Annotated in this window: 9 protein-coding genes; 1 reads left to right on the plus strand and 8 read right to left on the minus strand. The window is 64.0% G+C overall.

Features of this window, described 5'->3' with window-relative positions:
- Positions 1-11: 11 nt before the first annotated feature.
- From KA419_11920 to nuoF, 7 genes are all read right to left on the minus strand, one after another.
- On the minus strand, positions 12-560 hold the full coding sequence (locus KA419_11920; GenBank protein MBP7866643.1) for an OmpH family outer membrane protein: 549 nt from the start codon (positions 558-560) through the stop codon (positions 12-14).
- A 27-nt stretch (positions 561-587) separates the two neighbouring features.
- Positions 588-3,173: an outer membrane protein assembly factor BamA gene (gene bamA / locus KA419_11925; GenBank protein MBP7866644.1), complete on the minus strand. Its 2,586-nt coding sequence runs from the start codon at positions 3,171-3,173 to the stop codon at positions 588-590.
- Between the two features lie 100 nt (positions 3,174-3,273).
- The gene (locus KA419_11930) at positions 3,274-4,314 is read right to left on the minus strand and encodes a homoserine dehydrogenase (protein MBP7866645.1); all 1,041 of its coding nucleotides are present in this window, start codon (positions 4,312-4,314) and stop codon (positions 3,274-3,276) included.
- A gap of 542 nt (positions 4,315-4,856) precedes the next feature.
- Positions 4,857-5,951 (minus strand): aminofutalosine synthase MqnE, encoded by a 1,095-nt coding sequence (mqnE, locus tag KA419_11935; GenBank protein ID MBP7866646.1) that lies wholly within the window; start codon positions 5,949-5,951, stop codon positions 4,857-4,859.
- A gap of 538 nt (positions 5,952-6,489) precedes the next feature.
- Entirely contained in the window at positions 6,490-7,416 is a 927-nt protein-coding gene (gene ubiA, locus KA419_11940) for a putative 4-hydroxybenzoate polyprenyltransferase (protein MBP7866647.1), read from the minus strand.
- Entirely contained in the window at positions 7,413-8,033 is a 621-nt protein-coding gene (locus KA419_11945; protein MBP7866648.1) for a UbiX family flavin prenyltransferase, read from the minus strand. The genes ubiA and KA419_11945 overlap by 4 nt, the downstream gene beginning before the upstream one ends.
- A 37-nt stretch (positions 8,034-8,070) precedes the next feature.
- Positions 8,071-9,342, minus strand: coding sequence for an NADH-quinone oxidoreductase subunit NuoF (gene nuoF, locus KA419_11950; GenBank protein MBP7866649.1), 1,272 nt, complete (start codon positions 9,340-9,342; stop codon positions 8,071-8,073).
- Positions 9,343-10,371: 1,029 nt separating this feature from the next.
- On the opposite strand from nuoF, the gene KA419_11955 reads away from it, so the two are divergent.
- Positions 10,372-10,764, plus strand: coding sequence for a GxxExxY protein (locus KA419_11955; protein ID MBP7866650.1), 393 nt, complete (start codon positions 10,372-10,374; stop codon positions 10,762-10,764).
- 894 nt (positions 10,765-11,658) lie between these two features.
- On the opposite strand, the gene KA419_11960 is transcribed toward KA419_11955, so the two are convergent.
- On the minus strand, positions 11,659-11,842 hold a 184-nt coding region (locus tag KA419_11960; GenBank protein ID MBP7866651.1), incomplete at its 5' end, for a hypothetical protein.

Here is an 11,842-nt window from a genome sequence, read left to right on the forward strand (position 1 = left end):
GTTCGTTTCCGCTACTTGCTGTCTTCGGAGGGCTTGGCCGTGTACGGGTACGACTGGTTGAAGCGCTTGATGAGTTCGTCGGTGATGTCGGCTTCCAGGTTGTAGTACGCGATGACCTGGGGGTTGAGGTAGAGGATCAGCGAGTAGTTGTTGGTCTTCGCGAATTCGCTGAAGAGCGGCGTCATCTTCTTGGTGATGGCGGCCCCGAACTCGTCCAGCTTGCGGGCGTACTCCTTCTTCACGTCCTCGGTCCGCCGCTTGATCTCGGTGTCGAGGCGATCCATGTCCTTGAGGAGTTCTTCCTTCTTCTCGTCGGACAGCATGCTCTGCTGGGTCTGGAACTGGTTCTGCTTCTCGCCGAGCCGCTTCTGGAGGTCCTGGATCTGCTCGTCCTGCTTCTTGAGCCAGAGGTTGATCTTCTCGTACTCGGCCTTGCCCTCGTCACAGGTCAGGATGGCCTTGGTGGAGTCCACGAAGCCGATCTTGCCCTGCTGGGCCACCACGCCCAGGGTCAACGCCGCGCCGAGGCAAACCATGAAAAGAACGCGTTTGTGACTCATATCCTCATACTCCTTGAGTGATTTTTATCAGAAGCTCTTTCCGATCGTGAACTGGATGTTCCGCTTGGGTTCCTTGTACTCGATCCCCAGCGGGAAGTCCTTGGTGTAGAACCACTGGGAAATCCGCACCGGGTTGTAGGCGAAGATCAGGCGGAACGGCGCGTTGATCATGGGGAGCATGAACTGGATCTCCGCCCCCACCGAAGCGCGCCACTTGTTGTTGGTGGACTCGATCAGGTAGATGTTGGTGTCCGTCGAGAACCCGAGCTTGTCCTTCTTGATGACGGTCGAGAGCCCGACGTCCCCGAACAGGGCCACGTGGATGGGGCCGGCGATCGGGATGCGGTACTCCACCTGGCCCAGCAGCGCGAGGTCGCCCCCGATGGGCTGGATGGAGTCGTACCGGAGCGGGAGCCCGGTGTCGAAGTCGATGAGGGGGTTGCCCTGGGCGTCCTTCTTCAGGTAGGACATCATGGCGTACGGGGAGACGGAGCGCAGGTCGAACCCGCGCATGTCGTTTTCCCCGCCGAGGTAGTACCGCTCGAAGAAGGGCGCCGCGATGGTCTTCCCGAAGGGGTGGATGTACTCGCCCATGAAGTGCATCCCCAACACGTGCCTTCCCTTGGAGAGCCACTTGTCGCGCATGAACCATTTCGCCTCGACGCGCGAGTTGATCAGGTTGAAGTCGCCGCCTAAAATGCTCCCGCTCAGGGACCAGGACAGGTCGATCTCCTTCCCCCGGGTGGGGAAGAAGAAGTCGTCGGTGGAGTTGTAGCTGAGGCGTGCCGTGATCTGGGACCGGAGCAGGCCCTGGAGGGCTTCCTCCGGGGTCATGCCCGGGTTGATGCCGAAGATCTGGGCCTCGACCAGGTAGCGGTACTCCTCGTTGATCTCGTCGATGGGGAAGGAGATGTTCTGGAACTCGTAGGTGATGAAGTACCGCCAGAACAGCGACAGCGGCCGGCCGAAGGTGACGTTGAACCCCCGGGTCTTCCGGACGAAGAGCTGGGTCGAGTCCATGGTGGTGTAGTAGGTGTAGTCGTCCACGTCGAAGCGCGTCTTGGTGTTGTACACCGAGAACCCGAAGAGGCTGTTCGTGTCCAGGAAATAGGGGTTGGTGAAGGAGAAGGAGAAGTTCAGCATCTTGGTGCCGAAGATGGCGTCGAACCCGATGCGGTCACCGTACCCGAGGAAGTTGTTGGTGCTGTAGTTCAGCCCGATGAAACTCCCCTGGTAGCCGCTGAGGCCGCCTGTCAGGCCGATGGACTGCTGCCCCTTCTCCTTGACGGTCACGATGATGTCGACCCTGGCCTCCTCGGGGTTGCGCTTGATCTCGTAGTCCTTCTCCTCGATCTTCTCGAAGAAGCCCAGCTGGTTGATCCGCTGGATGCTCAGGTCGAGCAGCTGCTGGGAGAAGACTTCCTGCTCCACCAGCTGGAACTCGCGCCGGAGGACCTTGTCGCGGGTCCGGGTGTTCCCGAAGAACTCGATCTGGTTGACGCGGTACTGGCGGCCCTGCTCCACGGTGAAGTGGATGTCCACCGACTGCTTCGCCTCGTCGATCTTGATGTTGGGGGTGATGTCGAAGTCGATGTACCCGTAGATCCCGTAGAGCTTCTTGATGTTCTGCATGCCGTCCTTCACGGCCTTGTAGTTGGCCGTGGCGCCCGGCTTGAGACCGATGTTGGCGGTCAGCTGCTCGCTCTTGAACAGGGTGTTCCCCTCGAAGGTCATGCTGCCCAGCTTGTACTGCGGGCCCTCGTCGACGGGGATGGTGATGTAGAACTGTTTCTTGGTCTTCCGCAGAAGGGGGATGAAGCCCCGCGGGCCCTCGACGATCTTCACCTGGGGCTCGCCGTACTTCATGTTGAGGTAGCCGTGCTCCTGGTAAAGCGACTTCGTGTTCTCCTCGAGGTCGTAGATCAGCTTGTCGTGGTGGTACTTGTCCGTGCCCTTGAAGATGCTGATGATCCCCCGCTCCTTGTTGAGCTTGAGGGACTTGCGGAGTTCCTTGGACTTGAAGACCGTGTTCCCCTCGAAAAGGATCCTCCCGATCCGGACCTTCTCCCCTTCCTGGATCTGGAACACCAGCTTGACGGAGTTGGGGGGGATCTCCTCCACCACCGCGGTGACGGTGCCCAGGGGCCGCCCGTTGAGGATCAGCAGGTTCTTGATGATCCGCTCGGCCTTCCGGGTCTTGGTCGGCTCGTAGGGGGAGTCCACCGTCAACCCCAGCTTCGCCTCGTTGAACTTGTCGAGGATGTCGGACTTCTTGAAGGACTTCACCCCCTCGTACTCGATGGAGCGGATGATGGGCTTTTCCTCCACGATGAAGGTCACCACCTTCCCGGTCTGGCCGTCGGTGACGTCGACTTTGACGTTCTTGAAGAGACCCGTCTTGTAAAGGGCCTGGAAATCCTGCCGGACCTTTTCGTCCTCGTAGACGTCCCCCTCGCGGCTCATGATGTAGTAGAGGATGGTGTCCTGCGGGATGCGGTGGTTGCCTCGGATCTCGATTTTTTCGATGGACTGCGCCGCGGCCGGCAACGGGATCGAGCAGAACGCCAACCCCGCGATCGCCGCGAATATCCGGAAGATGGTCTTGTGGTTCATGAAGTCTCCGTCGGATTTCGTGACTCGAGTCCACGAAAGTTCGCCATTATAACATCAGTGCCGGTGAATTTCATCATTTTTTCGGGCAGCGATGGAAGGCTCAGGGGATGAAGATGGAGGTGAGGTCGCACAGCAGGGTGGCGCCGGTCTCGAGCTTGCCGGTCCCGGGGCCCTCGAGGTAGATCTCGCCCCGGTCCTCGGTCCGGATGTGCAGGGCGTTGCGGGTGCTCTTCACGGCGTAGAGAGGGTCCTTCAGGCTCAGTTTGAAGGGCCCCACGTGCCCCTTCCAGGAACCGTCCTCGTCCCGCCAGGCGTGGGCGACCATCCGGTAGCGCAGGTCTTTCTCCAGGGCCGACTCGATGTCCCGAAGCGTGACGTTGCGGATCCCCTCGCGCCGGATGTTGCCGGGCTGCATCTCGCCCCCCGTCATGACGTTCATGAGGATGAGAAGCTTGGCCATGGAGTCGTACCCGTCGATGTCCAGGTCCGGGTTCATCTCGGCCATGCCCTTCTCCCGGGTCTCCTTCAGGACGTCCTCGAGGTGCTTGCCGCGCTCCATGCTCTGGAGGATGTAATTCGTCGTGACGTTGAGGATCCCCCGGACCTCCAGGACCGTGTCCACCCGGAAATTGGTGGAGAGCATGCTGATGACGGGGGTCCCGCTCATCACCGCCCCCTCGAAACGGAACTGGACCCCGCTGGACCGCGCCAGTTCCCGGAGGGCGTTGAAGTGAAGCGCCACGGGGCCCTTGTTGCAGGTGACCACGTGCTTGTGGCCCGAGAGCGCCTTCCGGATGTAGGTGGTGGCGGGCTCCCCGGTGGTGAGATCGGAGTAGGTGCACTCCACGATGACGTCGGCCTGGCTGAGCTCGATCCCCGCCAGCACGTCCAGGCCCTTGATGCAGGTTTGGTCGGCCGGGCTGTACTCCAGCAGCCCCTGGCCGTCTTCCAGGAGCGGGAGCACCTCGTGGATCCGGAGACCGGTCGGGGACAGGATGGAACCGCTCAGCCGGTCGCAGATGGACACGAGTTCGAAGGAGATCCCGTACCGGCTCCGGATCAGTTCCCGCTTCTTCCGGAGCACGGAGAGGAAACCCTGCCCCACGTACCCGCCGCCGATCAACGCAATTTTCACGTCCATGGCGATTCCTTGGCCCTCGATTCGGCGTGCGCCCCGTTCCCGGCGAATCCTCCCGGGACGTCCCTGGGCGCGCCGGCATATTCTACTCTCCCCCCTCCCGAAATGCACCGGAAAATGTCGCGGTTCCCTCCCTCTCTCCCCAAGTCTCCCCCCGCGATGAGTATCGGTATCGGTATCGGTATCGCAATCGGTATCGGTAAGTGCTGACTGCTTTCAGAACCGGAGCGCACAATGATGCCGAATGGCGCCTTGACGGATCTCCCACCTTGAACCCCTGACGGGATATCGTCGCCGAGTTTTCCCTGAAATCAGTCAGAACTTGCCGCTATCGGTATCGCTGCCGCAGACGCCACCGGTATCGCCATCGCTCTCGATCTCGGGGCCGCTGCCGCAATCGCCCTCACTCCGACCCTTCCCCGCCCCCGCGGAGAGGTTCGACGGCGAAGGCGAGGGCGATACCGATTGCGATACCGATTGCGATACCGATTCCGATTCCGATACCGATACCGACCCCGATTGGATACCGGGAGGAGGGGGAAAGTTCAGGGGCGGGAAACCACGTTGTAGAGGGTGTCCCGCTCCAGGGGGACCCGGCCGGCGTCCCGGATCAACCGGACGATCTGGGAGCGGGTCAGCCCCTGGGGTGTTTTCGCCCCGGCGCTGTGGGTGATCCGTTCCTCCTCCACCGTCCCGTCCACGTCGTCGGCGCCGAAGTGGAGCGAAACCTGCGACATGGTTGGACCCACCATGATCCAGAACGACTTGACGTGCGGGAAGTTGTCGAGCATGAGCCGGGCGACGGCCAGGGTGCGGAGGTCGTCGCACCCCGTCGTGGACGCCCCCTCGACCTCCGTGTTCTCCGGGTGGAAGGCCAGGGGGATGAAGGCCAAAAACCCCCCCGTCTCGTCCTGGAGTTCCCGCAGGCGGATCAGGTGATCCACGCGTTCCTCGGGGGTCTCCACGTGCCCGTAGAGCATGGTGGCGTTGCTCCGGAGGCCGATCCGGTGCGCGGCCCGGGCGATGCCCAGCCAGCGTTCCGCCGGGATCTTCTTCTCGCACAGGAGTTCGCGGACGTTCGGGGCGAAGACCTCCGCCCCCCCGCCCGGCAGGGAGCCCAGGCCCGCCGCCTTGAGGTCCTCCAGGGCCTCCTCCACGGTCCGCCCCCCGACCGCCGCAATGTGGTCGATCTCCACCATGGTGAACGCCTGGAGGTGCACGCCCGGGTAGCGCTCCGAGAGGCTCCGGACCAGGTCGAGGTAGTAGGCGTAGGGAAGCGCGGGGTTGAGGCCGCCCACCACGTGCAGTTCCGTGATGCCGGGGTGCATCACGGCGTCGACGCGGTCGAGGACCTCTTCGATGGAGAGGGTGAAGGCCTCGGGGTGCCCCGCGGGCCGCTGGTAGGCGCAAAACCGGCACGCGTTGACGCAGACGTTGGTGGGGTTGACGTGCCGGTTCACGATGAAGTAGGCATGGTTGCCGTTCAGCCGCTCCCGGACCCGGTTGGCCAGGTGCCCGAGGGTCAGGAGGTCCTTCGACCGGAACAGGCGCACACCGTCCTCGAAGGACAAGCGTCTCCCCTGCTCCACTTTTTCGGCGATGTCGGACAACTCGCCTGCGCCCCATGCCACCGCGCTCATCGGCCCACCTCCCTTTTCGGCGTCCCCGCGGAAGGCCCGGGGCGTCGTCCCGAAGCGTATGCGGAGATCCGCCGCGTGTCAACCCCGGATTTTCCTCCCCGGCGATGAGCATTTTAACCTCGTGGCCGCCCCCTTGGCGACACGGTTTTCTTTGCGATCTTTGCGTCTTTGCGAGATCAGGATCCGGATCGGCGCTCGCCAAGGCGACAAGATCGCAAAGAAACCGGATCGTGATCTCTCAAAGGCGCAAAGCGGCGCTCCGGAAGCCTGCGCGCCGCACTCCACACAGGAAGGGAGAAGATCGAGGGCTGCGGGCTGCCGTCGCCAGGGGGGCCGCCGATCCCGGCTGCGATTGCGGCTGCGGCTGCGATTGCGACTGCGATTGCGACTGCGATTGCGGCTGCGGCTGCGATTGCGGCTGCGATTGCGACTGCGACTGCGATTGCGACTGCGACTGCGATTGCGACTGCGATACCGATACCGATACCGATACCGACGGGGATCCCTCCGGACCTACAGCCTACAGCCTACAGCCTACCTACACCGTGACGTCGGCCAGCACCACCAGGAACAGCCCGGTGCTGAAGAGGGCGTTGACGTTGAAAAACGCCCGGTTGACCCGGCTGAGGTCGCCGGGGGCCACCAGGCGGTGCTCCCAGACCAGGAGCGCGGCGAGGAGGGCCATCCCGCCCGCCGCAACCCACGACAGCCGGAACATGACGTGGAACACCCCCAGGCACAGGATGGTGAGCAGGTGAAGGAGAAAGGAGAGGCGCAGGGACCGGGGCACCCCCAGGCGCCCGGGGATGGAGTGAAGCCGCTCCCGCGCGTCGAACGCGGCATCCTGGCAGGCGTAGAGGATGTCGAACCCCGCGGTCCACGTCACGACGATCAGGCAGACGATGATGACGGGCACCGAAAACTGCCCCGTCACGGCGATCCAGCTCCCCTCGGGGGCGATGCTGAGAGCGTACCCGAGCACGAAGTGGGACAGCACCGTGAACCGCTTGGTGAAGGAGTAGAACAGGATCACCACCAGCGCGGGGAGCGAGAGGAGGGCGCACAGCCGGTTGAGCATGCCCGCGGAGACGAGGAAACCGACGCAGCAGAGGAAGGTGAACCCCCCCACGAAGGTCCGCCCCAGGAGGCCGGCGGGGAGCGCACGGTCCCGGGTTCGCGGGTTCATCCGGTCCAGGCGCTCGTCCACGAGACGATTGAACGCCATGGCGGCGCTCCGGGCGAAGACCATCGCGGCGAGGATCCACAGCCACGTGGAGGGGGGCGGCCACGCCCACTGGCCGGGCGGGCGGGGCGGGAGCCCCCGCAGGGCCAGGAGGGCCCCCAGGAAGGCGAAGGGGAGCGCGAAAAGCGTGTGCTCGAACCGGATCATGTCGAGCACCACGCCCACCCGGCGGAAAAAGCCGGCGGGGCGGGGCGGGCCCGGGAGGCCGCCCTCCGGTTTCATCTCGACGGGGGGCCGTTCCATCGGTGCCCGGGGGGGATGTCGAATCCCAAAACGGAGAGGATGCGGGAAACGAGGTGGTCGACCAGGTCCTCGACCCGCCCCGGACGCGTGTAGAACGCGGGGGAGGCCGGCAGGATCACGGCGCCGGCCCGGTGGAGCCGGAGCATGTTCCGGAGGTGGATCTCGTTGAGGGGCGTCTCCCGCGGGACCACCACCAGGGGGCGGCGCTCCTTGAGCATGACGTCCGCCGCCCGGTGGATGAGGTTCCGGCCCGCCCCGGAAGCCAGGGCGCCGAGGGTGGACATGCTGCAGGGCACGATCGCCATGGCGGAAGCGGCGCCGGTCCCGCTGGCGGCAGCGGCGGCGACGTCATCGACGCTCACCCACTCCGCCTTGGCCAGCCCCATCGCGGGCAACGACCCCGGGCCGGCCAGGGCAATCCCGGTCTCCATCCGGCAGACGTCGGCACCGGCCGTGGACACCATCACCCGGACCCGCTCGACCGAGGGTTCCGCGTCCAGGCGCTGGAGCAGGCGCACCCCGTAAGCGGCCCCGCTCGCCCCCGTGAGGGCGACGTCGATCCATCGGGTGCCGGGGCGGGTGGAGGTGGTGTTCATCCCGTGAAATTGCCGGTGGGGTGCTCAGCCGGCGGGCTCAGGCGCCGGTACGCGCCCCGCGGTTGATCAGGGCGTCGAACTCGTCGCGGAACTTTCGGACGAAGGACTCGACAGGCATGGCGGCGGCGTCGCCGAGCGGGCAGATGGTGTTCCCCAGGATACCGTCGGCGATGTCGGCCAGGAGGTCCGGGTCCTCCGGCCGTCCCCGGCCGGCCAGGATCCGGTCCAGGACCTTCAGCATCCACCCGGTGCCTTCCCGGCAGGGCGAACACTGGCCGCACGACTCGTCCTTGTAGAAGTGCGCCAGGCGCTGGAGCGCGGACACCATGCACGTCTTCTCGTGCATCACGACGACCCCCGCCGAGCCCAGCATGGACCCTGCCGCGGCCACGCTCTCGAAGTCGAGGGCGATGTCGCACTCCTCCGCCCGGAGGACGGGGACGGACGACCCGCCGGGGATGACAGCCTTGAGCGCCAGGCCGCCGAGGACCCCCCCGGCATCTTCCCGGATGAGCTTGAGAAGGGGGTAGCCCAAGGGGCGCTCGTAGATCCCGGGCCGGTTCACGTGGCCGCTGACGCCGAACAGCCGCGTCCCGCCGTTCTTCGGAACCCCGAGGGAGGCGAACCACTCGCCGCCGTGGGTGACGATGTCGGGGACGTTGGCCAGGGTCTCCACGTTGTTGATGATGGTGGGGCCGCCGTAGAGGCCGACGTTGGCCGGGAAGGGCGGCTTGAGGCGGGGGTAGCCCTTCTTCCCCTCCAGGGATTCCAGCAGGGCCGTCTCCTCCCCGCAGATGTAGGCCCCGGCCCCCCGGTAAACGTCCAGCTCGAGATCGAAACCCGTCCCCAGGATCCCCTTCCCCAGGTAACCCTTCCCGCGGGCCTCGCCGATGGCGGAGCGCAGGGCGGCGGCGTGGGGGGTGTACTCGCCCCGGATGTAGATGTAGGCCTGCCGGGCCCCGATGGCGTAGGCGGCGAGGAGGGTGCCCTCGAGGAGGAGGTGCGGGTCCTTCTCCATCAGGTGGCGGTCCTTGAAGGTGCCGGGTTCGCTCTCGTCGGCGTTGACGCAGAGGAAGACCGGCTTGTCGGCGCCCTTCGGGATGAAGCTCCACTTCAGGCCGGTCGGGAAACCGGCCCCGCCCCGGCCCCGGAGCGCGGACTTCTTCACCTCTTCGGTGACCTGCTCCGGCGTCAGGGTGAGGAGGGCCTTCCGCAGGGCCGCGTACCCGCCGGTCGACTCGTACACGGCCAGGGTGTGGGACCCTTCCAGGTCGAAGCGTCTCGACAACACTTTCACCGGTTCGCTCATGTTCTTGCACCCTCCCGCCGTCGTCGTGCTCCCGCCAAGGGCATCACGCTCGCAAAACTTGATTGTAGCACGTTCAATAGAGAATGTGCGGGTATAAATCAGGATCGGAAGCGCGCCCTCCCCGTGCCTCCGTGCCTCCGTGAGAGCCATCCGGGAGGGCTCTCGCCAAGGCACTGAACGCACGGAGAATGAGGAGACAAGATCGGAAACCCATGGATGATGCCTTATCCACAGGCGGATTCCGTCTTCCTTGGCGAGCTTTGCGCCTTGGCGTGACCAATCCGGACCGGTTCACGCAAAGGCGCCAAGGTCGCCAAGGGGAACGGGAAGCCCGGGCCGCCGCACGGGATGACGGAAGAGCGTCTTCTCCGTGCCTCCGTGTGAGCCCTTCCGGAAGGGCTCTCGCCAGGGCACTGAGCACACGGAGAGCCCGGTGAGGGGATCGGCAACCCTTGGGCGATGCTTATTTGCAGACGAATGTCGTCTTCCTTGGCGAGCTTTGCGCCTTGGCGTGATCAATCCGGACCGGTTCACGCAAAGGCGCCAAGGTCGCCAAGGGGAACGGGAAGCCCGGGCCGCCGCATCGGATGATGAAGGAGCGTTTTCTCCGTGCCCCCGTGCCTCCGTGAGAGCCCTTCCGGAAGGGCTCTCGCCAGGGCACTGAGCACACGGAGAACCCGGGGAGGGGATCGGCAACCCATGGGCGATGCTATATTTGCAAAAAAATTTCGTCTTCCTTGGCGAGCTTTGCGCCTTGGCGTGACCAATCCGGACCGGTTCACGCAAAGGCGCCAAGGTCGCCAAGGGGAACGGGAAGCCCGGGCCGCCGCACGGGATGACGAAAGAGCGTCTTCTCCGCGCCCCCGTGCCTTCGCGAGAGACAGTCTGGAACAGCTCAAAAAAATCCGACAAAACCCCGAAAATAATCTCGAAAAAGGTCCAGTGAGAACGTTAGTAAAGGTGAAGGCAAACTCCCGTTTCGTTTCGGAAATGGGGCGTAACCGAAAATCAGGGAAGGAGGGCTTGGCCATGAGCGAGAACGACATCGGGAAAATCATCGTCGACACCGCCGTAAAACTCCACCAGGAACTGGGACCCGGGTTGCTGGAGAGGGTCTACGAGGTGATCCTGGCGCATCGACTTCAAGGCTTCGGGTTAAAGCTCGCCCGTCAGATTCCCGTGCCCATCCGCTTTGACGGTCTTGTCTTCGACGAGGGTTTTCGCATCGACCTTCTGGTGGGCGACCGGGTGATTGTCGAACTCAAGTCGGTGGAGACACTCCACAACGTATACTTGAAACAGGTCTTGACCTATTTGAAGCTGACCGGCTTGAGACTCGGCTTCCTCCTCAATTTCGGCAATGAACTCATGCGGGACGGGATCACGCGGATCGTCAACGGTCTCCCGGATCAGATCGCCTGAAGAGAGTGCCGGCGGATGGGAAAGACACGTGAAACAATCTGATGTAAAACGGTGAACACAGCTCCTCATTCGGAGGAGGTTGATTGGTCCCGCGTCCCTCTTTGCGAGCTTTGCGCCTTGGCGAGACCGATCCGGATTGGATCTCGCAAAGGCGCCAAGGTCGCCAAGGGGAACGGGAAGCCCGGGCCGCCGCATCGGATGATGAAGGAGCGTTTTCTCCGTGCCCCCGTGCCTCCGTGTGAACCCTTCCGGAAGGGCTCTCACCAGGGCAATGAGCACACGGAGAATCCGGAGAGAGGATCGGCAACCCTTGGGCGATGATTTATTTGCAGACGAATGTCGTCTTCCTTGGCGAGCTTTGCGCCTTGGCGAGACCGATCCGGATTGGATCTCGCAAAGGCGCCAAGGTCGCCAAGGGGAACGGGAAGCCCGGGCCGCCGCACGGGATGACGAAAGAGCGTCCTCTCCGCACCTCTGTGCCTCCGTGTGAGCCCTTCCGGAAGGGCTCTCGCCAGGGCACTGAGCACACGGAGAACCCGGGGAGGGGATCGGCAACCCATGGGCGATGCAATATTTGCAAAAAAAATTTCGTCTTCCTTGGCGAGCTTTGCGCCTTGGCGTGACCAATCCGGACCGGTTCACGCAAAGGCGCCAAGCCCGCCAAGGGGAACGGGAAACCCGGGCCGCCGCACGGGATGACGAAAGAGCGTCCTCTCCGCACCTCTGTGCCCCCGTGCCTCCGTGTGAGCCCTTCCGGAAGGGCTCTCACCAGGGCACTGAGCACACGGAGAATCCGGGGAGGGGATCGGCAACCCTTGGGCGATGCTATATTTGCAAAAAAATTTCGTCTTCCTTGGCGAGCTTTGCGCCTTGGCGTGACCAATCCGGACCGGTTCACGCAAAGGCACCAAGGTCGCCAAGGGGAACGGGAAGCCCGGGCCGCCCCACGGGATGTTCGCGCCGGTCAGGGATGAGGCCAAAAACAGCGGTTTTGGGTGAGGCCAGCGACTGGTTTTCAATCGGCCGGGCAGAGAGAGAGGATTTCGCAGGAGCGAGAAGGGAACTCGTCTCACCGGGA

The sequence above is a fragment of the Acidobacteriota bacterium genome (assembly GCA_018001935.1).
Classification (GTDB): Bacteria; Acidobacteriota; JAAYUB01; order JAAYUB01; family JAAYUB01; genus JAGNHB01.